Source organism: Corynebacterium sp. (assembly GCF_022712275.1).
GTDB lineage: Bacteria > Actinomycetota > Actinomycetes > Mycobacteriales > Mycobacteriaceae > Corynebacterium.
Window position 1 is genome coordinate 116,711 of record NZ_JALAGU010000054.1, and the last position, 21,730, is coordinate 138,440.

General features: G+C 66.7%; 23 protein-coding genes and 1 pseudogene. 14 read left to right on the forward strand and 10 right to left on the reverse strand.

Annotated elements, in window-relative coordinates; translation table 11 throughout:
• Positions 1-75: 75 nt before the first annotated feature.
• The 6 genes from dapC to typA form a co-directional block, all read right to left on the reverse strand.
• A complete protein-coding gene (gene dapC / locus Q0A27_RS14435) occupies positions 76-1,218 on the reverse strand; it encodes a succinyldiaminopimelate transaminase (protein WP_291476479.1) in 1,143 nt (380 codons plus the stop codon).
• A 14-nt stretch (positions 1,219-1,232) separates the two neighbouring features.
• Positions 1,233-1,556, reverse strand: coding sequence for a ferredoxin (gene fdxA / locus Q0A27_RS14440; RefSeq protein WP_291476481.1), 324 nt, complete (start codon positions 1,554-1,556; stop codon positions 1,233-1,235).
• A 78-nt stretch (positions 1,557-1,634) separates the two neighbouring features.
• Complete coding sequence (locus Q0A27_RS14445) at positions 1,635-2,066, reverse strand: hypothetical protein (RefSeq protein WP_291476483.1); 432 nt, start codon at positions 2,064-2,066, stop codon at positions 1,635-1,637.
• A 3-nt stretch (positions 2,067-2,069) separates the two neighbouring features.
• Positions 2,070-3,035: an N-acetyl-1-D-myo-inositol-2-amino-2-deoxy-alpha-D-glucopyranoside deacetylase gene (gene mshB, locus Q0A27_RS14450; RefSeq protein ID WP_291476485.1), complete on the reverse strand. Its 966-nt coding sequence runs from the start codon at positions 3,033-3,035 to the stop codon at positions 2,070-2,072.
• Positions 3,035-5,047, reverse strand: a complete 2,013-nt coding sequence (locus Q0A27_RS14455; RefSeq protein WP_291476487.1) for an ABC transporter substrate-binding protein — start codon at positions 5,045-5,047, stop codon at positions 3,035-3,037. The genes mshB and Q0A27_RS14455 overlap by 1 nt, the downstream gene beginning before the upstream one ends.
• 57 nt (positions 5,048-5,104) lie before the next feature.
• The gene (gene typA / locus Q0A27_RS14460; protein ID WP_291476489.1) at positions 5,105-7,015 is read right to left on the reverse strand and encodes a translational GTPase TypA; all 1,911 of its coding nucleotides are present in this window, start codon (positions 7,013-7,015) and stop codon (positions 5,105-5,107) included.
• A gap of 262 nt (positions 7,016-7,277) precedes the next feature.
• On the opposite strand from typA, the gene Q0A27_RS14465 reads away from it, so the two are divergent.
• The 4 genes and pseudogenes from Q0A27_RS14465 (at position 7,278) to Q0A27_RS14480 (ending at position 10,136) form a co-directional block, all read left to right on the forward strand.
• Positions 7,278-7,907 carry a hypothetical protein gene (locus Q0A27_RS14465; protein WP_291476532.1) on the forward strand — a complete coding sequence of 210 codons (630 nt, stop codon included), beginning with the start codon at positions 7,278-7,280 and terminating at the stop codon, positions 7,905-7,907.
• A gap of 50 nt (positions 7,908-7,957) precedes the next feature.
• Entirely contained in the window at positions 7,958-8,518 is a 561-nt protein-coding gene (locus Q0A27_RS14470; RefSeq protein ID WP_291476490.1) for a DUF402 domain-containing protein, read from the forward strand.
• Between the two features lie 435 nt (positions 8,519-8,953).
• Positions 8,954-9,400 carry a transposase gene (locus tag Q0A27_RS14475; RefSeq protein ID WP_291476492.1) on the forward strand — a complete coding sequence of 149 codons (447 nt, stop codon included), beginning with the start codon at positions 8,954-8,956 and terminating at the stop codon, positions 9,398-9,400.
• Positions 9,387-10,136 (forward strand): annotated as a pseudogene (locus Q0A27_RS14480) (transposase). Before Q0A27_RS14475 ends, Q0A27_RS14480 begins: the two are co-directional and overlap by 14 nt.
• A 283-nt stretch (positions 10,137-10,419) precedes the next feature.
• On the opposite strand, the gene Q0A27_RS14485 reads toward Q0A27_RS14480, so the two are convergent.
• Both Q0A27_RS14485 and Q0A27_RS14490 read right to left on the reverse strand, forming a co-directional pair.
• Positions 10,420-11,295: an alpha/beta fold hydrolase gene (locus tag Q0A27_RS14485; protein WP_291476494.1), complete on the reverse strand. Its 876-nt coding sequence runs from the start codon at positions 11,293-11,295 to the stop codon at positions 10,420-10,422.
• 237 nt (positions 11,296-11,532) lie between these two features.
• Complete coding sequence (locus Q0A27_RS14490; RefSeq protein ID WP_291476496.1) at positions 11,533-12,702, reverse strand: acyl-CoA dehydrogenase family protein; 1,170 nt, start codon at positions 12,700-12,702, stop codon at positions 11,533-11,535.
• Between the two features lie 157 nt (positions 12,703-12,859).
• Between Q0A27_RS14490 and Q0A27_RS14495 the strand changes: the two genes are divergently transcribed.
• From Q0A27_RS14495 to Q0A27_RS14525, 7 genes are read left to right on the forward strand one after another with little or no spacing between them, the layout of a single operon-like run.
• On the forward strand, positions 12,860-13,474 hold the full coding sequence (locus Q0A27_RS14495) for a DUF4232 domain-containing protein (RefSeq protein ID WP_291476498.1): 615 nt from the start codon (positions 12,860-12,862) through the stop codon (positions 13,472-13,474).
• Between the two features lie 23 nt (positions 13,475-13,497).
• Positions 13,498-13,836: a hypothetical protein gene (locus Q0A27_RS14500; RefSeq protein WP_291476500.1), complete on the forward strand. Its 339-nt coding sequence runs from the start codon at positions 13,498-13,500 to the stop codon at positions 13,834-13,836.
• 20 nt (positions 13,837-13,856) lie between these two features.
• Complete coding sequence (locus tag Q0A27_RS14505; RefSeq protein ID WP_291476502.1) at positions 13,857-14,564, forward strand: NAD(P)H-binding protein; 708 nt, start codon at positions 13,857-13,859, stop codon at positions 14,562-14,564.
• A 22-nt stretch (positions 14,565-14,586) separates the two neighbouring features.
• The gene (locus tag Q0A27_RS14510; RefSeq protein WP_291476504.1) at positions 14,587-15,474 is read left to right on the forward strand and encodes a patatin family protein; all 888 of its coding nucleotides are present in this window, start codon (positions 14,587-14,589) and stop codon (positions 15,472-15,474) included.
• Between the two features lie 50 nt (positions 15,475-15,524).
• The gene (locus tag Q0A27_RS14515) at positions 15,525-16,487 is read left to right on the forward strand and encodes a DUF808 domain-containing protein (protein WP_291476506.1); all 963 of its coding nucleotides are present in this window, start codon (positions 15,525-15,527) and stop codon (positions 16,485-16,487) included.
• 33 nt (positions 16,488-16,520) lie between these two features.
• A complete protein-coding gene (locus tag Q0A27_RS14520; RefSeq protein WP_291476508.1) occupies positions 16,521-16,922 on the forward strand; it encodes a hypothetical protein in 402 nt (133 codons plus the stop codon).
• Between the two features lie 11 nt (positions 16,923-16,933).
• Complete coding sequence (locus Q0A27_RS14525; protein WP_291476510.1) at positions 16,934-17,452, forward strand: hypothetical protein; 519 nt, start codon at positions 16,934-16,936, stop codon at positions 17,450-17,452.
• Here the strand turns inward: Q0A27_RS14525 and Q0A27_RS14530 are convergent.
• Entirely contained in the window at positions 17,439-18,206 is a 768-nt protein-coding gene (locus Q0A27_RS14530) for an endonuclease/exonuclease/phosphatase family protein (protein WP_291476512.1), read from the reverse strand. The two genes, Q0A27_RS14525 and Q0A27_RS14530, sit on opposite strands and share 14 nt — an antisense overlap.
• 82 nt (positions 18,207-18,288) lie before the next feature.
• Here Q0A27_RS14530 and Q0A27_RS14535 point away from each other — a divergent pair, with 82 nt between their 5' ends.
• Positions 18,289-19,005, forward strand: a complete 717-nt coding sequence (locus Q0A27_RS14535; RefSeq protein ID WP_291476514.1) for a DsbA family oxidoreductase — start codon at positions 18,289-18,291, stop codon at positions 19,003-19,005.
• Positions 19,006-19,029: 24 nt separating this feature from the next.
• On the opposite strand, the gene Q0A27_RS14540 is transcribed toward Q0A27_RS14535, so the two are convergent.
• Complete coding sequence (locus tag Q0A27_RS14540; protein WP_291476516.1) at positions 19,030-19,356, reverse strand: YchJ family metal-binding protein; 327 nt, start codon at positions 19,354-19,356, stop codon at positions 19,030-19,032.
• A gap of 680 nt (positions 19,357-20,036) precedes the next feature.
• Here Q0A27_RS14540 and Q0A27_RS14545 point away from each other — a divergent pair.
• Positions 20,037-20,639 (forward strand): TetR/AcrR family transcriptional regulator, encoded by a 603-nt coding sequence (locus Q0A27_RS14545; protein ID WP_291476518.1) that lies wholly within the window; start codon positions 20,037-20,039, stop codon positions 20,637-20,639.
• Positions 20,636-21,373 carry a hypothetical protein gene (locus Q0A27_RS14550; protein WP_291476520.1) on the forward strand — a complete coding sequence of 246 codons (738 nt, stop codon included), beginning with the start codon at positions 20,636-20,638 and terminating at the stop codon, positions 21,371-21,373. The genes Q0A27_RS14545 and Q0A27_RS14550 overlap by 4 nt, the downstream gene beginning before the upstream one ends.
• The last annotated feature ends 357 nt before the right edge of the window (positions 21,374-21,730 follow it).

A 21,730-nucleotide genomic window follows, 5' to 3' on the forward strand; every position in this document is an offset into this window, starting at 1 on the left:
CACCGCCCCAGGGACAGCAGAGGACCCCCGACCAGTGGTCGGGGGTCCTCCGTGTCAGGGCCGGAAGACCGGGGCCTACTGCTCCAGCGTGCCGAGTCGCTGGGCGGCCTTGGCGATGTCCTCGTCCGTGGCGGTGAGGCCGATACGCACGTGCTTCTCCCCCGCGGGACCGTAGAAGTCACCGGGGGCGACGAGGATGCCGAGTGCTGCGAGACGGTCCACCGTCTCGCGGCAGGGACGGTCCTCGGTGGCCCACAGGTACAGCCCACCCTCGGAATCATCGATACGCAGTCCTGCGTCCTCGACCGCGGCGGCGAGGAGTGCACGACGCTGCCGGTAACGGGTCTTCTGCAGGGTCTCCTGGTCGTCATCCTCGAGGGCGGCGACAGTGGCGGCCTGGATCGGGCCGGGCATCATGAGACCCGTGTTCCTGCGCACGGCGAGGGCCTCGGCGATGAGGTCCGTGTCGCCGACGAGGAAGCCGGCACGGTAGGACGCCAGGTTCGAGGTCTTCGACAGGGAGTGGACCGCGATGAGGTTCGTGAAGTCCCCGTCGCAGACCCGGGGATCCAGGATGGAGACCGGGGCGTCCTCGTCGGCATCGTTCCAGCCGAGGCCGAGGTAGCACTCGTCGGAGACGACGATGACGTCGCGCTCACGGGCGAACTCGACGAACTTGCGCAGGTGGTCGACACCGAGAACCTTGCCGTGCGGGTTTGCCGGGGAGTTCAGGAAGATCATCGCCGGGGTCGCCGGGCCGACCTTCAGCAGTGAGTCACTGCGCAGGACGTCCGCTCCGGCGATCTTCGCGCCGACCTCGTAGGTCGGGTACGCGAGCTCCGGGATCACCACGGTCTGGCCGGGGACCACACCGAGGATGAAGGGCAGCCAGGCGATGGCCTCCTTCGTGCCGACGACCGGCAGGACCTGTGCGGTCACCACGCCGGGCACGCCGAAGCGCCGTTCCATGGCCGTCACGATGGCGGCGCGGAGCTCCGGGGTGCCGATGGTCTGCGGGTAGCCCGGCTCACCGGCGTTCAGCGAGAGCGCCAGCTGGATCGAGGGCGCGACCGGGTCCACCGGGGTACCGACCGAGAGATTGATGATGCCGTCGGGATGCGCGGCCGCCGTCGCCTTCGCCCCCTCGAGGGAGTCCCACGGGAAATCGGGGAGTTCGGCGGAGAGAGTGCGTCGGCGGGTTCGCGCTGCGTCGGTCATCGGTGGGTTTCCTTCTAGTCCTGGTTCTGGGGCGGCAAGTTCCTGATGCCCTCGGGGTCGAAGTCCTGGGGGCCGAGCTTGGCTGCTCCGCCCGGGTCACCGAGATCGTCGAAGAACGCGGTGTTGAAGTCGATGTAGTCCTCCCACTCGTCTGGGAGGTCGTCCTCGTAGAAGATAGCCTCGGTCGGGCACACCGGCTCGCAGGCGCCGCAGTCCACGCACTCGTCGGGGTGGATGTACAGCGATCGCTTGCCCTCGTAGATGCAGTCGACCGGGCATTCCTCCACACAGGCCCGGTCCATCACATCGACGCAGGGCTGCGCGATTACGTAGGTCATTGATTGTCACTTTCTCGGAAACTCGTCACGATTGCCGTCCGCAGGTCGTCAGTACTGCTTCAAGCAGATCTAATCTTGTCACTTCAACCGCAGCAATGCCCAACCGCCGCCGGCCAGTCCGAGCGGCAGCAGAAGCAGTGTGGTCAGGGAGCCACCCATGACGGTGTCTCCGCCGAGACCGGGGATGGCGGGCCAGAACACGAGGATCAGGTATCCCGCCAGCCAGGTCCACATCGGGGCGGCGGCCAGGGAGCGGTTGTCGGTCCACAGGAGTGCCGTTTTCGTCAGCACCGCCAGGAACCACGGTGTGGCCACCAGCGGCCACGGGAAGGGCACGGCGGTGTCACCGACCGTGATCCTGGATCCGAGGTAGAGGGCCGCGAGCAGTACCGCGGCCAGTGCCCCGACGCACAGCCAGATGATCCCCGCCCGGCGTTCGGCGCGGGTCGTGTCCCGGCGCACCTGCCGGCGTTCCGGATCTCCCCAGTGGGGTTCGTCTGTGGTGTACATCGGCTACCTCCCTTCAGCAAATAGACAGTCTAGTCTGTTCAGCGTTTCGCCCGAAAGTCCAGCCTCGCCGTCCCGCCGTTCGCCCAGCATGAAACTCTCCGTGCCGATGAGCGGCTGGGTGATGAGGTTGGACAGACAGAAGGGCACCGGAGCGCCGACGGCGCTGGCCCTGGGGGTGTCGATGACATCACCGACGGAACCGTCGGCGACCCAGAGCTGGGTGGCGTGGGCGACCATCGCGGCCTGCTTGGCGGCGAGATCCTCGGCGGAGCCGGTGACGCGGGCGTCCACCGAGGACGCCGGAACGCTCGCCAGCTCGCCGTCGTCCGGCCACCGCCAGTCGGCCGGGGGACCGCCTGCCGCACGCAGTTCGGCCAGGCCGGCGTCCAGCTGCTCGGTCTCGGTGACACACCACCAGATCCTCGCCGGGGTCCACTCCCCCGCGTCCGCCTGGGCGGCGACGGCGGCATGGGTGATCTCGTGGGCACGGATGTGGTCAGGGTGGCCGTAGCCGCCGTCGGGACCGTAGGTGACGACGACGTGTGGACGCAGACCCGCGATCTCGGCACGCAGGGCATCGACTGCGGCACCCCCGGAGCGCACGAAGGCGCGGGGATGATCCGCCGGCGGTGTGCCCGCCATACCCGAGTCACGCCAGTGCGCGACACCGCCGAGGAACCGCGGCCGGGCGGTCCCGGTGACCTCGTCCTGGTTGACGCCCAGCGCCGCCAGGGCGCGCTGGAGTTCGGCGATGCGGTACCCGCCGAGCAGTCCGGAGTGTTCGGCGACGAGGCCCTGGTACTTGTCCCCGATGACCTCACCTTCCTCGCCGAGGGTGCAGGTCACCACCGTAACCTCGGCGCCGCGGCGGGCCCAGTGGGTCAGGGCGAGGCCGGTCCACAGGGATTCGTCGTCGGGGTGGGCATGCACGGCGAGCACGCGCAGGCCCTGCAGGTTCTGGTCGGTCATCAGTCGTCCTCTTCGTCGGATGTGGTTGAGGTCGTAGGTGCTGCGGAAGTGGCGGACGCAGCAGAGGCGTCCGTCTCCTCGGCGCGACGCCAGGTGGCGGCTGAGACCAGCGGGCCGGTGTCCCGGTCAAGCGGCCAGTCGGCGAGCCGGGGCTCCGGGCCGACGAGGTCGGGGCCGGCGGCGATGACCCGACGGTCGTCGATCAACGGCACGTCGACGCGCTGCTCGGCGACGGCGTCGGAGACCCGGTCCACAGTGTCGTCGACCAGGGCACTGACCCGGTCCTCGGACAGATCCGCCACCGAGAACAGCGCGGCATCCAGGATGCCGTTGACCTCGGCCGAGCACAGACCCGAGGTGTTGACGGTACGTCCCGTGGCGGCGGCGTCCTCGCCCTCCGCGCCGGAAGGGTCGGAGGAGTCGGAGGTCCCGCCGGGTTCCGACGGTTCCGACGGTTCAGTCGTTCCCGTGGGCTCAGTCGTCACCGAACTGTCGGTGGGTTCCGTGGTCTGTGACTCCGAGGTGGGCACGGCGGTGACCGAGGGGAGTCCGGTGGACGGCCTCGACACCGACCGGTCGGCGGTGTCGCAGCCGTAGCGGCTGCGTAGTTCGCTGAGGGTCTCCGGGGTCTCCTGCCACGCGATGACGGCGTCGACCTCACCGGAGGGCAGGAAGGAACCGTAGAGGTCAGATGAGGAACGGATGACCGGCTCTGCGGCGATGCCGACGCCGGTGAGCTGGTCGACGACGCGACGGGCGGCCTCGACCGCCGTGGCGTCCCCGCTGTCCGCCCCGATCCGCAGCGGGGTGAGGTCGCTGTCCACCGTCGGCAGGGCGGGAGTGGCCGGGGCGCTGTCGACGGCGCCGTCAATGTCACTCTCAACGGTGCTGTCGCCGGTCACCTCGTCGGCACCGATGCCCCCTCCCGGTGCCGTCGCGGCAGGATCCTGGGTGAGGATGCGGGCCAGGGCGTCGGCGTCGAGGGCGTCGGTCACCCGGGTGCGGTTGGTCAGCGAGGTCATCCGCGGCGCCGTGGTGTTCAGTGTCATGACCAGGTCAGGACGCCGCGTCATCTCACGGACGCGCAGACCCGGCACCGCGGCCAGCGACTCGGTGGTCACCCCCTGCTCCCCGGTCAGCAGCATCTGCAGCTGACCGGTGCGCAGCATCTGGGTGGCGGTGCGGGTGTCCGGCACGACCGAGAGCACGACGCTGTCACTGCGTGCGGGAGACTCACCCCAGTACCGCTGATTGCGGTCCAGGCGGATCTCACCGCGGGCGGTGTCCACCGCACGGACCCGGAACACCCCGCCGGACGCCGCGGGCACACCGGACATCATCGAGTCGAAGCTGCGGTCCTCGGTGCGGTAGATGTGGCTCGGCAGCAGGTCGGAGAAGAGGTCACGCCAGTCTGGGTCGGGACCGGTGAAGGTGACGTCGACCGTGCGTCCTCCCGCGGAGACGGAGAGCTTGTCGATCATCGCGTAGCCCGCCGGGTCCACCACGCCAGAGCGTCCGGTGATCTGCTGGTGGAGGTAGTCGAAGTCTGCCCCGGTGACGGGCGTCCCGTCCGACCACTGGGCGTCGGAGCGCAGGACGTAGCGGACCTTGGTCGGTGCCGCCTCGGTGCCCTCGGTGACCTTCACGGACTCCAGCAGATCAGTGTTGAGTGCCGTCCGGGCGCCGGTCGGACTGCCGGTAGGCACGGTGAAGGCGCTGGGCAGGGTCAGCTGGGCGACGACACTCGTCGCCAGGGAACGCGACCCTATGAGGTGGGGGTTGAGGTCACCGGGGATGCTGTCCACGCCGACGGTGACGGTACGGAGCTCATCGGGCACCGCGCCCGGCTCCTCCGTCTCCTCCGGGGTGGTGCTGACTGTCTGCGGCGCAGCAATGGTCGGCGCATCCGAGGGACGCGCCTGACAGCCGGCGAGGACCGCTCCGACAAGCCCTACGGCGCTGAGCGCCGCCACGACAGCGGAAAGCCGCCGGGGGCGACTGTTCTCTACCACTCCCGACGGCTCCTCTCACCAGTGCCCCTGCTGACAGGGGCGACTACCGGACTTCGATCACTTCTTGTCGCGCTGCTTCGCGCGGGACGCCGCACGACCACGCTCGGTGGCACCGAGGATAGTCTTACGCACGCGGATGGCCTCGGGGGTGACCTCGACACACTCGTCGTGGCCACAGAACTCCATGGCCTCGTCCAGGGAGAGGTTTCGGGCCTTGGCCAGCGTCACGGTGGCGTCCGCGGTGGCGGAACGCATGTTCGTGAGCTTCTTCTCCTTGGTGATGTTGATGTCCATGTCCTCGTCGCGGTTGTTCTGGCCGACGACCATACCCTCGTAGGTCTCGGTACCGGGCTCGACGAAGAAGGAACCGCGGTCGGCCAGCTGGGTCAGCGCGTAGGCGGTGATCTGGCCGGTGCGGTCGGCGACCAGGGAACCGTTCGGACGGTCCTTGATCTCGCCGGCCCAGGCGTCGTAACCGGCGGAGTAGCTGTTGGCGATACCGGTGCCGCGGGTCTCGGTCATGAAGATGGTGCGGAAACCGATGAGGCCACGGGCCGGAACCAGGAAGGTCATCCGGATCCAGCCGTTACCGGTGTTGTCCATGCCTTCCATGCGGCCCTTACGGGCGGCCATGAGCTGGGTGATGGCACCGAGGTGCTCCTCTGGGGCGTCGATGATCATGTGCTCCCAAGGCTCCTGCAGCTTGCCGTCGACGGTCTTGGTGACCACCTGCGGCTTACCGACGGTGAGCTCGAAGCCTTCGCGACGCATGGTCTCGACGAGAATGGACAGCGCCATCTCGCCACGCCCCTGGACCTCCCAGGCGTCAGGACGCTCGGTCGGCAGGACCTTGATGGAGACGTTACCGATGAGCTCCTGGTCCAGGCGGTTCTTGACCACGCGGGCGGTGAGCTGGTTGCCGGAGCGGCCGGCCATCGGGGAGGTGTTCACACCGATGGTCATGGAGATGGCGGGCTCGTCGACGGTGATGCGCGGCAGGGCGACCGGGTGCTCCGGGTCGGCCAGGGTGTCGCCGATCATGACGTCCTCGATACCGGAGATCGCGGCGATGTCACCGGCGATGACCTCGTCGGTGGCGACACGGTCGACGCCGACGGTACGGAGCAGCTCGGAGATCTTGACGTTCTTGACGTGCTCCTCGCCGTTCTCGTCGTAGTGGATCCAGGCGACCTGCTGGCCCTTGTGCAGGGAGCCGGCGAAGACGCGGACCAGGCCGATACGGCCGAGGAAGTTGGAGGAGTCCAGGTTGGTGACGTGGGCCTGCAGCGGGGCGTCATGCTCGGCGGAGGGCTCCGGGAGGACGTCGTAGATGACGTCGAACAGGGACTGGAGGTCCTCGGCGTCCGGGATGTTGCCGTTACCGGGGTTCTCGGTGGAGGCCTTGCCGGCGCGGCCGGAGGTGTAGATGACCGGGAGGTCGAGGAGGGTCTCGGCGGCCTCGGCGGCCTCCGGGTCGTCGAGGGCGGAGGCCAGCTCGAGGAGCAGGTCCTGGGCCTCGGAGACGACCTCGTCGATGCGGGCATCGGGGCGGTCGGTCTTGTTGACACAGATGATGACCGGCATCTTGGCCTCGAGGGCCTTGCCGAGCACGAAGCGGGTCTGCGGCAACGGCCCCTCGGAGGCGTCGATCAGGAGGACGACACCGTCGACCATGGACAGTGCGCGCTCGACCTCGCCACCGAAGTCGGCGTGACCCGGGGTGTCGATGACGTTGATGATGAGGTCGGAACCGTCCTTGCCCTTGCCGGCACGCCGGATGGCGGTGTTCTTGGCGAGGATGGTGATGCCCTTTTCCTTCTCCAGGTCCCCGGAGTCCATGACACGGTCCTCGACCTGCGCGTGCGGGTCGAAGACCCCCGACTGACGCAGCATTGCGTCCACGAGGGTGGTCTTGCCATGGTCGACGTGCGCGACGATGGCGACATTACGGAATTCAGTCAGTGACACAGATCCAGGTCTTCCTTATAGAGCGAGAGAAACAGCATTCAGGCATGTCGGCAGTCCCGACATGCGGACGGGGGTACAGAGTACCCGCTCCACCCCTTATTCTTCTCATCAGACAGAAGTGCGCTCGTTTCGCGTGACGCATGTTACTGTTGTGAACAATGTGACTCATGAGGTTTTCGAAAGGCTCCACGTGCATCCCACCCGACGTCCCCGCCGCCTGGCTGCAGCACTCCTCGCTGCCGCGACGGCCCTCGCCGTACCCATGGCCGTGACCCCGTCCGTCTCCGCCCAGAGCCTCCCCGTATTCCCGGCTGCGCCGGTGGATAACCTGGGACGCCCCAGCCCCGAAATCCTCGACCAGCTCGAAGCCTTCGCCAACCAGCCGGGCATGCCGGAGGAGGTCAGCGGCACGCTCCTGCGTGTCATCAGCTTCTTCCGCGGCGACGGCGAGCCCGGTGTCGGCCTCCCTGAGGACGGCCCCGTCTTCACCCAGTTCGGCTGGCCGACAGTCGCCACCAACTGCATCGGCGGCACCTCGAACGCTGTCGGCACCGCCATCGCAGTACCCGGCCCTGCCACTCTCCCACTGCCCGGCGTGGGCGCAGGTCAGACAGCTTTCGTCTTCACCGCACTGGGCACCGGCCCGGCAGCCGCAACCCAGAACACGTCCATGCAGGTCCACTGGCTCAATGTCGCCGACGGCCGGATGGGTCAGACCCCGCTGGTGCCCGGCGGCATCAACACCGACGGGCCGGGTACCGTCAACGGCCTGGCGGACACCGGCTCCGGCCCGGTGGTTGCCGTGCTCAGCGGCGGTATCACCACCGACGAGGAGTCCGGTCCCGCCAACTGCGAGTTCGCTCCGACTGTCGGGCTGACCCAGGTCGCCTAGAGCGACCTCTCCCCTGGCCTGGTGCGTTCCGCCGTGGTAGAACCGCGATCATGAACGGTGCGCACCCTCCGAAGGTCGAGACCTTCGACACCGCGTCCAACGTCAACATCGACCCGAAGGGCTTCACCCGCCAGGTGGACCGCTGGGGCGGCGACTCCACCGCGCTCTACATGGCGCGGCCCGCCGACCATCCCCGCTTCGGATATCTGGAGAGCTGGCTGCTACCCGCGCTTGATCTCCGGGTCAACCGCTTCCACTTCCGCAACGGCACCGGACACGGTCCTTACCCCGGCCAGGAGCTGTACGTCGACATCGCACTCGTCGACCCGCCGGCATCCCCGGAGGACGCCGTGTGGCGGACCACCGACCTCTACATCGACCTCGTCACCTACGCGGGAGGGCGCTGGGAGCTCCTCGACCTCGACGAGCTGGGGGACGCACTGACAGTGGGCCTCCTGGACACCGGGACAGGTCATCGGGCCCTGCGGTCCGCCCAGCAACTCATCACCGGACTGGTCACTGAAGGCTCGGTGGAACAGTGGCTGAACACCAGGGGATTCGACCTGGACTGGGCCGACCCTGACACGGTGGTCCTCACCCCGCCGCACTGAGCCGCGCTACCCTCCGTCCGAAAACCGGAGATTCCACGACTGTGTGGGAGATGCGGCGGATACTACCCGCACGGTCGTTCTACCGCGGCTGCGGCACCCCGTGGGCTACAGCAGAACCCCCACCACTCACGGAAACCCACCGTGCTCGCTGAACCACCGGTCCGACCATCGGCAGAGTCACAGCAACCTGCGGTTCGGTCGGCGGTGGCGGCAACAGTGGCTGGCCCTTCCCGCATGAGGGTTGCGTCCATTAGCGTGGTGTCCAGCTAACGCCCGGTGAACCCCCTTGCCGACCAGCAGGGGGACTACCGCGGTGCCTTTCGGCTCAGCTCCTCAACATCCTCGAAAAGGACACCAACGAGGGCCTCCGCGCCCAATCATATCGACCCCACCGGATATCTCGACGATCTGCTGGCCCAAGCCTCACCCGACCTGATGCGCCAGATACTCCAGGACACCATCAACCTCCTGCTGTCCGTCCAAGCCGACCAGGTCTGTGGCGCCGAGTACGGCACCACCAGCGTCACCCGCACCAACCGCCGCAACGGCTACCGCGACCTCGACACCCACGTCGGCACCGTCGACGTCGCCGTACCGAAACTGCGCCATGGCTCCCACTTCCCCGACCGGCTGCTGGAACACCGCACCCGCGTCGAATCCGCCCTCACCAGTGCCGTGGCCACCGCCTATCTGAAAGGCGTGTCCACCCGCCGGATGGATGACCTGGTCATATCCCTCGGCATCACCGGAATATCCAAGTCCCAGGTGTCGACGCCCGCCAAGAATTTCGATTCCATGGTCGCCGATTTCCGTACCCGACCCCTGGATGCCGGCGGAGTAGTTGTATCTGTCGGCCGATGCGTTGACGATGAAAGTCCGTGAGAGCGGCCGGGTGGTGAAAACCCCGGTCCTGCTGACCTGTGGCATCAACGACGAAAGGTTCCGTGAGATCCTCGGCATGCAGGTCGCCACCGCTTCAGTCCATGGCGTCGCGGACCGGGTTCTTCTACCGACCTGAAGGCGCGTGGCCCGGACACCGTCGGGCTGATCACCAGTGATGCCCACTGCGGGATCCAGCAAGCGATTGGCGAGGTGTTGCCGAACACGCCCGTGGCAACACTGCCGGACACACTTCGCCAAGATCCTGTCGGAAGTGGTACCGAAGTCCGGATGGAAGTGGGTACGCACGATGTTCCAGTTGATCTTCGACCAGGAAACCCCTGACCGGGTCTGGGCGCAGGCCAGAGCGGTGGTCGACATGCTCGATGACAAGCTGCCGAAGGCTGCCGCGCATCTGGAGAAGGCCCTGGATGAGATCCTGGCGTACACCGCGCTTCCGAAACCCGCGTGGACGAAGGTGTGGTCCAACAATCCGACGGAGCGGTTGAGCAAGGAGATCCGCCGGCGGAACAATGTCGTGGGGATCTTCCCTGACAGTGCCTCGGTGGTCCGGTTGATCGGGGCGGTGCTCGCCGAGCAGCATGAGGACTGGATCGAGCAGAAGCGGCACATGCCGTTGACGGTGCTGTCCGCGACAGCAGAGATGCTGGCGAACACCCGGACGACCGATGCTTCCGGCGTTGTCGTCGGTGACGGTCAGGAGGCTCTTGTGGCGTAGGGAATCCTGTTCCGTCCGCGGTCAGTTCACTGCTGAGCCAATCGCTGACGGATACACCACGCAAAAGGACTTGACCCGACGCCGAGCAGGTGTCCACGTCAAAGGTCACATTCTTACTCATCGGTATGGTCGGACTGAAGATCGTATTCTCACCGCCTCCACGCCTCATCGAGGCATACGTGATGACAGTGAGAGTGTTGAGACGTTCCCGTCGCCCAGAATGGCGGAGCCGGGGATTTCAGACCAGGCAGATTGGGTGAAACAGCGTACCCGCGGCCTGCGATCAGGACGGGGGATAGCTGGCATCTGGGGTGCCGAGCCAGTCAGACACCAGGTGCCAGTACTTCTCGTTCCTGCTCCTGAAGAAGTCCATGTGACCCAGCTTGTCACCGGGAGCAGGGGTTACATCCTGTTCTGTGATGTCAGCGGATGCCATGCGATCCGTGAGCACCGATGTTGCTTCCCGTGTGGCCCAGAGGTCATCGGCGAAACAGGTCGACTGCACCGGGAAGTTCGCTGCAGCATAGCGACCGGTGAAGTCGAACTCCTGGTCGTCGAAGAAATAGTGGCGTCGACGACTCCATTTCGCCCACTGAGTCAGTGCGCCGACGGGGATGGGCTTTCCCATGCCGATTTCCTGAACGGGTACACGGCCGGTCATTCGGGCGGTAACGGGAATGATGGCATTGAAGAACACCCACACGCGGGCTCTCTCCTTGAGGTCCGGGATCAGTGCGGAGATGCCGGCGTGGCTGGCGACCATTGCGAGTGCTTCGACCGGGGATTCCTGTTGGACAGCGATCTGCCCGTGCGAGCCGATGCTGTGGCCTACAGCCAGCAGGCGCTGCCCATCCCAGCGTTGTCTCGCGTAGTGGTTGACGGACGGGATGTCGTCGAACATCCAGGTTGTCATCCTGATGTCTTTGCGGCGGTCGTCACCCGGCGCCGCGGAATCTCCGCAGCCCGAGTAGTCGTAGATCAGGACTGAGTGGCCCCGGTCCGCGAGGTGCTCGGCGAACGCGCGGTAGAGTCCTTGGGAAACGGCTGTTGCAGGGTGAATTACGACGGCAGTGCCGGAATCAGGAGTATCAATGACGGAGCCTGTCAGAGGCCGTCCGTGGATGGTGGGTATCTCAACGTCTTGAAAATGGTATGCCATGGCACACATTTTAGGACAGCGGTACTGTCAAATGCGTCTGATTGCATAACCTGAGCCGTCGGCAGTGAAGACGGTAGAGCGTGGGCCGACGGAAGTTGGCGTCGACGAGAAACGCCCTCCCGGACGAGGAGGACCTTGTGCGGGATATGGCGAGCGGTCTGGTGAGGGATATACAAGGGATCAGCCCCGCTCCGCGAAGTGGGTGACGTTGACCGTGACCAAGACCGCCCGTGACCTCTACGCGAGGATCTGTCGCCCCATGACCATGCGGCAGATCTGGTTGGTGCCTTCGTAGATCTGCGTGATCTTGGCGTCACGCATCATGCGCTCGACCGGGAAATCACGCGTGTAGCCGTAGCCACCGAGCAGCTGGATCGCGTCGAGGGTGACCTCCATGGCGATGTCGGAGGCGAAGGCCTTCGAGCCGGCGGCCATGAGGCCGAGCTTCCCGCCGTCTTCGGCGACACCGCGCTCGGCGTTTGACGCGGCGGTGTAGATCATCAGCCGGGCGGCGTCGATCTTCATCTTCATGTCCGCCAGGGTGAACTGGGTGTTCTGGAAGGCGGCGATCGGCTTACCGAACTGCTTGCGCTCCTTGACGTACTCCACGGCGGCGTCGAACGCGCCCTGGGCGATACCGAGCGCCTGGGCACCGATGGTCGGACGGGTGTGGTCGAGGGTCTGCAGGGCGGTCTTGAAGCCGGTGCCCTCCTCGCCGATCATGCGGTCGGCCGGGATACGGCAGTCCTCGAAGTAGAGCTCCGCAGTCGGGGAACCCTTGATGCCGAGCTTGTGCTCCAGGCCGCCGACGCGGAATCCCGGGTCATCCTTGTGGACCATGAACGCGGAGATGCCTCGGGCGCCGGCCTCCGGGTCAGTGACGGCCATGACGGTGATCCAGGTGGCACGGGAACCGTTGGTGATGAAGCACTTGGAGCCGTTGAGGACCCACTCGTCACCGTCACGCACGGCCCTGGTCTTCATTCCGGCGGCGTCTGAACCGGCCTCACGCTCGGTGAGGCCGTAGGACGCCAACCCACCCTCGGCGATGTCCGGCAGGACCTTCGCCTTGAGTTCGTCGGAGCCTGCCAGGATGAGTCCCATGGTGCCGAGCTTGTTCACGGCCGGGATCAGGGAGGAGGAACCGCAGACGCGGGCGACCTCTTCGATGACGATGACGGCGGCGAGCGAGTCAGCGCCCTGGCCGCCGAACTCGTCAGGGATATGGACGGCGTTGAAGCCGGACTCGTTGAGCGCCTTCAGGGCCTCCTCCGGGAACCGCTCGTCGGCGTCGACCTCAGCAGCGTGGGGGGCGATCTGTTCCTCGGCGATCTGCCGGATGGCGGAGCGCAGCTCGCGGTACTCCTCGGGCAGCTGGAAGAGGTCGAAGTCGGGGTTGAAGGCCATGGATGCTCCTGTTTCCTGGAAGTCCTCGTAGGTGTACAGGTAGTTACCGCGACCGAACTTTCTCGGTCGTTCCGGCACCACCGTTCTCCGGACATGGTAGTACGACCCCCAGCCGAGGGGAGGGCGTTCGGTCTAATCCAGGACTACTGTGGGTCTCATGAGTATCAGGACACCACTTTCATCACACCGCACCGGTACGGTCACCGCCGTCGCTCTCGCCGCCGTGGTCGTCCTCGGCGCCTGCAGCAATGACGGCAGCGACAGCGACTCCGCCGCCAACAACACCACCACCCCGACCGAAGCCGCACTCACCGGGGACGCCCCGGACGGCAGTTCCTCCGGTGCCGACGGCAACCGCTGCAACACCGTCGACCTCGACGTCACGGTCGGCGACCCCGACGGAGCGGCCGGCAGTGTCTACCGGCAACTGACCTTCACCAATTCCTCCGACAGGGACTGTACGGTCAGCGGTTACCCCGGCGTCAGTCTCGTCGCCGACGGAGACACCCAGGTCGGCGCGGCCGCTGACCGGGAGGACGCACCGGGCGAGGCTCCGGTCATCACGCTCTCCCCCGGCGACGCCGCGTCCGCCGACCTCAAGATCAGCAGCCCCGGAGTCTACGGCGACCAGTGCACCGAAACCCCGGCCGACGCTCTGAAGATCTATCCGCCGGACGAGCGGGACTCCACCACTGTCACTGTCGACGGGCTGACCGGCTGCACCGGGGACGACGCTCCGGTGACACTGCGCATCTCCCGCCTGCAGGAGTGACCCGCCAGAACTAGCGTCGGGGTATGACCATTTCTGCACCGAACACACGCACCCACCTCCGGTGGGCTGCCGGTGCGGTTCTGACCGGCACCGCCACTGACACAGCGCCAGTCCCGGGAGGATCCGACAGGGACGGCTCCGGCGGGGGCGAGGCCGCGGACTCGCGCTGCCACACCACCGAGCTCGAGGTCACTCTGGCCGGTGGCGATGCCGAACGCGACGGGAGTGGTTCCGGCGGCGGTACCGTTCCGCTGGCCCCCGACGCGTCCGCCGTCGCCCAGCTGCAGGTGCCCCAGCCGGAGAACTACGGCGACCGCTGCACCCTGCGCATCCGCGCGCTCTCCCCCGGCATGGTCGGCTAACAGTCATTAGGCTGGGCCGCATGAGCGACATCGTGATCATCGGCGGCCACGGCCGCGTTGCCCTGTTGACCATCCCCCTGCTCGTCGCCGACGGGAACACGGTCACCGCCGTGGTCCGGGACCGAGCGCACATCGACGACGTGGAGGAAGCCGGGGCAACCGGCCTTTTCGCCGATGTCGAGACCATGAGCACCGACGATCTCGTCGGTATGCTCCAGCCTTTCGACACCGTCGTCTGGTCCGCCGGGGCAGGCGGGGGCGACCCCGAGCGCACAAAAGCGGTTGACGAGAATGCCGCCGTCCGCACCATGAACGCCGCCGAGGAATCGGACACCGAGCGTTTCATCATGGTCTCCTGGGCAGGTTCCTACGACGACCACGGCATCCCCGGCGACGATCCCTTCCACTTCTACGCGGATGCCAAGGCCCGGGCGGACGACCATCTGCGCCACTCTGCCCTGGACTGGACGATCCTGGGGCCGAGCTCGCTGACCGACGGCGACAGCGACGGCATCTCCCTGATCCCGGAGGACCGGGGACGCACCGAGGCGACCTCGGTCCCCCGTCAGGCCGTGGCCTCCGCGATCGCCGCAGCGGTGGCCTGCCCGCGCAGCGCCGGCCACACCCTTCGGTTCAACAAGGGGGAGAACGCCCCGGCTGACGTGCTGCAGGACCTGGACCTGAACCTGTCGAATGCGCTGGAGTCCCGCGGCTCCGGGTTCGAGTGAGCAGCGGACTACTATCGGCACAATGACTGACCTTCCCTTCACCGCCTCCGATGTCGCCCTCGTCTGTGAGGGCGGCGGAGCACGCAACAGTTTCACCGCTGCGACGGTCCACGAGTTCATGGTCAAGGGCGTGGACTTCGGCTGGATCGGCGGTGTCTCCGCCGGGGCGTCACACACCATGAACTTCCTCGGCCATGACGCGGAGCGCACCCGGGAGAGCTTCGTGGAGTTCACCGCGTCTCCGGCGTCCGGCGGTATCGGTTCCCTCATCCGCGGCGACGGCTACTTTGACGCGAAGTACATCTACGAGACCTCGGGCCTGCCCGGCAACGACCTGCCCTACGACTTCGACGCCTTCCTCAATGACCCGACGCCCTTCCGTATCGAGGCCACCAATGCTCTCACCGGCGAGTCGGTGCGCTGGGGCCGCGAGGACATCACCGACCTGGAGTCCCTGCTCAAGCGGGTGCGGGCGTCCTCGACCCTGCCGGTGATCATGAATACTCCCGAGGTCGACGGCGTGCCCTACGTCGACGGCGCGCTCAGCGGTTCCGGTGGCATCCCGGTGGACGCCGCGGAAGCCGACGGATTCGGGAAGTTCCTCGTGCTGTGCACCCGCCCGCGCGACTACGTGCGGCCCGAGGTGAAGTACCCGGCGGTCATCCGGCGCATGCTCAGCAAGTACCCCGCGGTCGCCGAGGCCGTGCTGGCCCGCCCCGCCCGCTACAACGCGACGAAGCACCGACTTCTCGAGATGGAGAAGCAGGGCCGGGTTATGCTGTTCTTCCCCGACGAAATGCGCATCTCGAACACCGAACGCAACCTCGACAAGCTCAAGGCCTCCTACTACGACGGTCTGGTGCAGACCGACCGCCAGTGGGACAGGATCATGGAGTTCCTCGGCGCGTGACCGGGACTACACCGAGCTGATTTCCTCCCCTTCCCCTGTAAGGACATTCCATGGCCGGTGGCCTGTTCGCCCTGCTCGACGACGTCGCACTCATCGCGAGGAAGGCTGCCGTCGCCACCCGTGACGTCGCGAGTTCCGCCGCGTCCACATCCTCGAAGGCCGCTGCAGTCGTTGTCGATGACGCCGCCGTCGCCCCCGGCTTCGTCGAGGGGGTGACGCCGGCCCGGGAACTGCCGATCGTCTGGAAGATCACCAAGGGATCACTGGTCAACAAGATCGTCATCATCCTGCCGATCGCCCTGCTGCTCAGCTGGCTGGCTCCGTGGGCCCTCACCCCGATCCTCATGGTCGGCGGCACCTACCTCTCCTTCGAGGGTGCGGAGAAGATCTGGCACGCCGTCGCTGCCCGTCGGGGCGGGCACGGGCACGGCGACCATGATGACTCTGCCGCGGACAGCAGCCCCGGGGACGAAGCCTCGCTGGTCAAGGGAGCGGTGATGACCGACCTCATCCTCTCGGCGGAGATCATGGTCATCTCGCTCAACGAGGTGACAGACAAGCCGTTCCTCGAGCGCTCCGCGATCCTCATCGTCGTGGCCCTGGTCATCACCGTCGGTGTCTACGGCGTGGTGGGCATGCTGGTGAAAATGGACGATATCGGCCTGCGACTGGCCGTCGGGGACGCCGGACGCACCGGCCTGATCCAGAAGGCGGGCCGGGCCATGGTCGCCGGTATGCCGAAGATCCTCGCCATACTGTCGGTGGTCGGTACCGCGGCGATGCTGTGGGTCGGCGGCCACATCCTCACCAACGGCACCGACGAGCTGGGCTGGCATCTGCCGCACGAGATCGTCCACCACCTGGAGGATGTGGTCGCTTCCGCCGGCGGTGCGGCGCAGTGGCTGGTAGAGACCGGGTGCTCGGCCGTCGTCGGCTTCCTGGTCGGTTCCCTCGTCCTGGTCGTGGTCACTGTTGTCGTCCGACTGTTCGACAGTTCGACGCAGGCCCCGTAATCCCGTCCGGTCCGTCTCCTAGAGTCACGTTCCGTGAAGACTCCAGACAGAGCCCCGAAGAACACCGGAACACCCACCGTTCCCCCGGTTCCCTCCGCTGACCTCGACAGCGTCCTGGCCGAACGACGCTCCGTCCACGGCACGACCGAACCCCCGCCACCGGTGCAGCCACGCATCGGTGTGTCCGCTCCCACTGGTACCACCGGTGGAACCCCTGACCAGCGGGACGCCGAGCGTTCCCGGCGCAGGGCACTCATCAACACCACGACCAGGACGCTCGAGGAGTACGACGATCACCTCGTCTACCGACGCTCCCGGGTGCAGAGTCCGACCACCGCGACGGGGTGGACCGTCCTCGCCCTCATCGGAGGTGCCCTCGCCGTCGTGGTGGGTATCTGGCTGACCGGTGTCGGCCTCGACTGGAACCTGGACTAGGAGGGCCTACCATGGCATCGCAGAAGTCCGCCGGTGGCTCCGGCTGTGCACTGCTCATCATCGTCTCCCTGGGCATCTGGCTGGCCCTCTGGGCACTGAAGCTCGCCCTGATCATCGGTGGCGGCGTCCTCGTCGTCGGCGGCGTGGCCGGTGCAGTGGCCACGGTCATCTGGGCATGGGCGGCGGTTTTCGCCGACCGCCGCGTTGATCGGGAGGACGAGGCGCTGCGCGAGGTCCTCGACGAGCTGTCGACCCTGTCCACCACCTCGCTGCGCGAACAGATCGTGGCCTGGGACCGGATCCAGGAGGGCCGGGGCGTCGGTACCGTGCTGGAGTCCGCCTACTGGTCCGAGCAGCCCACCGACGAGCAGGCCACACTGTTCGCCCGGGTGAACACACTGATGTCCCGTGGGGAACAGTTGCTCACCAGCCGACCGGGCTCCCGACGCGCAGTCATCGACCACCTCCGGGAGTGCGACCGGCTCACACTGGATCTCAGTGAACTCCAGGACCGGATCAGATCAGCTTGACGCGCCGCTGCCGGTAGCGCCGACCGGTCGGCAGAACCAGGGTCTTCGGGACGGTCTCCAACTCGCCCGGCGCGGCCTCGGGCACCGGCTCCAGCGCGGTCTCCACGAGAATGGGCAGGTGATCCGAGCCCTCCTGCGGCAGCGAGGTGACCGTCGGGTCGAGATAGCCACGGGACATGGCCAGATCGTAGCGTCCGCGCAGCACCCCGTAGTTGCGGTAGGTGGAGGTATCACTGCTGGAGAGGTCGTAGCCGTAGGAGCTGACATGCCTGGCCAGTCCTGCCTGGAAGACCGGGTAGTTGAAGTCACCGACCATCATCGACGGCAGACCGGGGCCGAGATCGTGCAGTGCGGAGAAGGCGGTGCGGATCTGCTGGCGCCGCAGCGAGTTGCTGGCGGTCAACGGGGCGGCATGGAAGGAGGAGATGAGTACCTCACCGCCGTGGACGGCGTCATGGGCACGGACCGTGGCGAGCCGCTCCTCGCCGGGCTTCATCACCAGGTCGTGCAGTGACTTCTCCAGCGGGACGGTAAGCATCGAGCGGGGGTCGAAGCGACTGGTCCGCAGGTAGACCGCCAGGCCGAGGCGGCTTCCCGAGGTCGACTGGACCAGTTCCAGGTCGCCGATTCTGGTGGGAAGGGTCTCAGTGTCCGCCTCCTGCAGGCACAGCGCATCGGGGTCGTGGAGAGCCGCCAACGGGGTCAGTTCGCCGGCCGCATTGTTGTGGTGGAGGTTGTAGCTGATCAGCTTCATCCTCCCCCACCGTAGTCGCCGGAAACCTTCGGATCGGGAATGACCGGGGAATGTACAGGCCACGCGGCGCGTTGCACCGGGCGTGAATATCGATATCTGGTCCGACGTCGCCTGCCCCTGGTGCTGGATCGGCAAGCGTCGGTTCGACCGCGCCCTCGCCGCCTTCCCCCACCGTGACGAGGTGACGGTGACCTGGCATTCCTACCAGCTCGACCCCACGCTCCCCGACCATGACGACCGCAGTGAGGCACAGTATCTCGCCGAGACCAAGGGTATGCCGGTGGAGCAGGTCCGGGCGATGGTCGGCCATGTCGCCGAGCAGGGTGCCGGTGAAGGCCTGACCTACGACTTCGACAGCCTCATCGTCGCGAACTCCCTACGGGCCCACCAGGTCATCCAGCTGGCGAGGGAGTCCGGGGACACCGCCGCGGTGGAGCGTCTGGAGGAGTCACTGTTCGCCGCACACTTCGAGCACGGTGAAGATATCGGTGACGCCGACACCCTCGTCCGCCTGGCCACCGAGGCGGGTCTGGACACCTCGGAGGTCCTGTCGGAGCTCACCTACGGGTCACGCATCGCGGCGGTCGAAGAGGATGTGCGGAAGGCTGCGTCCCTCGGGCTGAACTCCGTTCCGACCTTCGTGCTGGACATGCAGTGGGCGGTGCCCGGTGCACAGCCGACCGAGGTCTTCACACGGGCCCTGGAACAGGCGTGGGCGGCGTCCCACCCCGGGACGCCGTCCTTCCTCTCTGTCGACGGGGCGCAGGACGCCGAGGCCTGCGGGCCGGAGGGTTGCTGAACCTGCGAACTGGTGATCCGGAGATCAGCTGACGTCACCGTCGACGTAGAACCAGCGGCCGTTCTCCCGGACGAAGCGGGAGCGCTCCTCCTGCACACCGACTCCCCCGCCCGGCTCACGGTAGGTCGCCCGGAACTCGACGATGCCGGTGGTGTCCTCCGGTCCGCCGTCGACGGTGTCGACGATCTGAAGGCGTCGCCAGCTCGGGTTGTCGCTCAGGTCAAGCGACTCCGGCCGGGTCGACGGATGCCAGGTGTACAGCAGCCAGTCGGCGTCCGCGTCCTTGAACGCCTGGAAGCGCGAGCGCATGAGGTCTTCGGCGGTGGTGGGTTCTTCTCGGGTGGAGTTCACGACGCCCAATCTAGTCATCCGCCCCGGGACGTGGACGGCATCAGCGACGCTCATTGCTGCGCCGGCGGTTGCCGGTTCCACGTTGGAGAGCAACCTGATAGGGCTCCTCCCCTCGTCCGCGCCCGGTGCTCAACGCCGCAGCGGCCCCGCTCATGCACCGTGACTACCTCGCACCCGGCCCGGAAGATTCGCAGTGTTCCGGACAAGAATACTGTCAAAGCTCCAGAGCTATGGTCAGGGCACCTGCGAGCGCGCACCGGTGATGTCCTCTACATCCGTCAGTTCGGGGAGTCCCGGTGATCTGCAGGTCGTGTTCGATCGCATCCTCCTCCAGCTCTCCATTGTCAGTGCAGCGAGACCAGATGGCGACGTAGCGCTCGCGTCCAGTGCAGAGAGTGCCAGCCACCCCCTGACACAATGCACGATTCACGGCGCGATCGCGCCAGCGGGCACCGAGCGTGGGATCGGGCGCTCGAGCAGCCGGACGGGAAGCACGTCGACATCCGAACCTGAGAGCGCGGCGCCGCTAGCGATCTGACCGACCTGTCTCGGAGTGGTCCTCGCAGTACCGGTCGGCAAGGTTCTTGAAGTTCATCACGAACAAGATCGCCTGTGACCGGACCCCGTAAAACGTCACGCCCCCTTGATCCGAGTAATCTTACAAATGTAAAATGCGGACCATGGTGAGCTACCCCAGACCCGGCATCAAGTCGCGGCTCCTCGACGCCGTCACCGTACTGCTCGACGAGCGCGATCCCTCGGAGCTCACCATAACGATGGTTGTGGCACGTGCCGGTGTCACCCGCCCGACGTTCTATGCGGCGTTCGGGGATCTCCCGACAGCTTATGCGGAAGCTGCGGTCGCCAGGATCATGGCAGCCCTCCCCGCCAACCCGGTCAAGGCGAACGGTGTCGAGCGACGCGACGTCATGAAAGCAACTATCACGCAGGCACTCGAGCGCATCGCACCCCACGCACAGTTCTTCCGCCGCGTCCTGCTAGGGCACGGAGGCCATCATGTGCAGGCACGTATCATCGAGTATCTTGCCGCGGAGTTCCGGTCCCGGACGCCCGTTTCCGCGGCGCTTGCCCGCGGTCCGCTTCCACTCGAAACCTCCTCTACGGCGATCGCCGCTGCAGTGTCCTGGACGATGCTCGATTGGTTCACCGATCCGCAACGCGAATCCGTCGAAGACCTGGCGGGAAGACTCCGCGATCTCACCTATCACGCCGTCGTCGGCGGACTGGGCCGCGACGAAACCCCGAAAGGAATCAGTCCATGAAAGCTCCCCGGAAAGACAATTCGATGATCCCTGTCGACGACGCGCTGCGCCAGCAGCGTCTCCTCGCCCGCCAGGCACTCCAGCGCGCCGGCAAGCTGCCGTTCAAACCGGAGTCCTCAGCGAAGTGGACGAACGTCTCAGTAGACTCTCGCGGATCGCTGCGCGTTCAGATCGAGCATGACGATCTCGCCGGTGTCACACCCGAGATGCTCAAGTGGTGGTTCGAGAATCTCGCGGGCACCACCACCTGGAACGGAGAGGACTTCTCCGGCCCGGAGATCCTCAACTACCATCTGTGGCACCACCGTGACCACATCCGCGTCACCCCCATGAGCGACGCGCCCGGCGGAGCGAAGAACAACGGCTTCCGCGTCGGAGCGCGCTCCCGCATCGACGAGCAATTCAACGACTATCGCGACCGTATCCACCAGGTAATGCACACGACCGTCCTGGACGAGTCGGAGTTTTCGTTCAACATCCTCGGCCCCGGAGACCGCCCCGGAGGCCGGATCACGCATCGCTACGCCCCGGTTCCCGGCGGGGTCAGCTTCTACGCCGAGACGGTCGTCGACTTCGACCTCCCGCTGGTCGGTCCGTTGCTGAACCGCACGATCGGCCCGCGGGTGTTCTCGCGAGACACTGCAGACCACTGGATCCGGCACAACATCGAGGAGACCGGCCGTACCCAGGACATCGTGCCTGTCCTGTACGCGGCCGCCCAGGAGAACGCGTGAGCGGAGGCGACGATGGGTACGCATCGAACACGCGTCGTTCCCGCTGAGTAGATCCGGCCCCGGGGACCCGCGATACTTCTACGGCCTCAGCCAGGCCGACCCCGAGATCGGTGTGCTCGCGGAGCAGAACGCGCACCTGCCCGCACGCATCGTCGCGCTCCGGTCCAACCGTCCGCTGTCCCCGGTTCCCCGGACCAGGCCCCGGTGGGTCCATCACAGCAGTTCCGTCAGACACGGGTCAAACGCGCCCCACCCGACCGGCACCTGGCCGGTCATCGCCGCACACGCTACGGACGTCGACCTCCACAACCTCGGACTGGGCGGCAGTGCGCTGCTGGACCCGTTCGTCGCCCGCAC

What these genes read in the sequence shown, in the direction of transcription:
- Q0A27_RS14470 (WP_291476490.1), top strand. Translation starts at nt 7,958, where the DNA reads ATGAACGGTGCGCACCCTCCGAAGGTCGAGACCTTCGACACCGCGTCC.
- Q0A27_RS14510 (WP_291476504.1), top strand. Translation starts at nt 14,587, where the DNA reads ATGACTGACCTTCCCTTCACCGCCTCCGATGTCGCCCTCGTCTGTGAG.
- Q0A27_RS14490 (WP_291476496.1), bottom strand. Translation starts at nt 12,702, where the DNA reads ATGGCCTTCAACCCCGACTTCGACCTCTTCCAGCTGCCCGAGGAGTAC.
- mshB (WP_291476485.1), bottom strand. Translation starts at nt 3,035, where the DNA reads ATGACCGACCAGAACCTGCAGGGCCTGCGCGTGCTCGCCGTGCATGCC.
- fdxA (WP_291476481.1), bottom strand. Translation starts at nt 1,556, where the DNA reads ATGACCTACGTAATCGCGCAGCCCTGCGTCGATGTGATGGACCGGGCC.
- Q0A27_RS14500 (WP_291476500.1), top strand. Translation starts at nt 13,498, where the DNA reads ATGACCATTTCTGCACCGAACACACGCACCCACCTCCGGTGGGCTGCC.
- Q0A27_RS14505 (WP_291476502.1), top strand. Translation starts at nt 13,857, where the DNA reads ATGAGCGACATCGTGATCATCGGCGGCCACGGCCGCGTTGCCCTGTTG.
- Q0A27_RS14465 (WP_291476532.1), top strand. Translation starts at nt 7,278, where the DNA reads ATGGCCGTGACCCCGTCCGTCTCCGCCCAGAGCCTCCCCGTATTCCCG.
- dapC (WP_291476479.1), bottom strand. Translation starts at nt 1,218, where the DNA reads ATGACCGACGCAGCGCGAACCCGCCGACGCACTCTCTCCGCCGAACTC.
- Q0A27_RS14495 (WP_291476498.1), top strand. Translation starts at nt 12,860, where the DNA reads ATGAGTATCAGGACACCACTTTCATCACACCGCACCGGTACGGTCACC.
- Q0A27_RS14445 (WP_291476483.1), bottom strand. Translation starts at nt 2,066, where the DNA reads ATGTACACCACAGACGAACCCCACTGGGGAGATCCGGAACGCCGGCAG.
- Q0A27_RS14525 (WP_291476510.1), top strand. Translation starts at nt 16,934, where the DNA reads ATGGCATCGCAGAAGTCCGCCGGTGGCTCCGGCTGTGCACTGCTCATC.
- Q0A27_RS14545 (WP_291476518.1), top strand. Translation starts at nt 20,037, where the DNA reads ATGGTGAGCTACCCCAGACCCGGCATCAAGTCGCGGCTCCTCGACGCC.
- Q0A27_RS14475 (WP_291476492.1), top strand. Translation starts at nt 8,954, where the DNA reads ATGCGCCAGATACTCCAGGACACCATCAACCTCCTGCTGTCCGTCCAA.
- Q0A27_RS14515 (WP_291476506.1), top strand. Translation starts at nt 15,525, where the DNA reads ATGGCCGGTGGCCTGTTCGCCCTGCTCGACGACGTCGCACTCATCGCG.
- Q0A27_RS14530 (WP_291476512.1), bottom strand. Translation starts at nt 18,206, where the DNA reads ATGAAGCTGATCAGCTACAACCTCCACCACAACAATGCGGCCGGCGAA.
- Q0A27_RS14485 (WP_291476494.1), bottom strand. Translation starts at nt 11,295, where the DNA reads ATGGCATACCATTTTCAAGACGTTGAGATACCCACCATCCACGGACGG.
- Q0A27_RS14550 (WP_291476520.1), top strand. Translation starts at nt 20,636, where the DNA reads ATGAAAGCTCCCCGGAAAGACAATTCGATGATCCCTGTCGACGACGCG.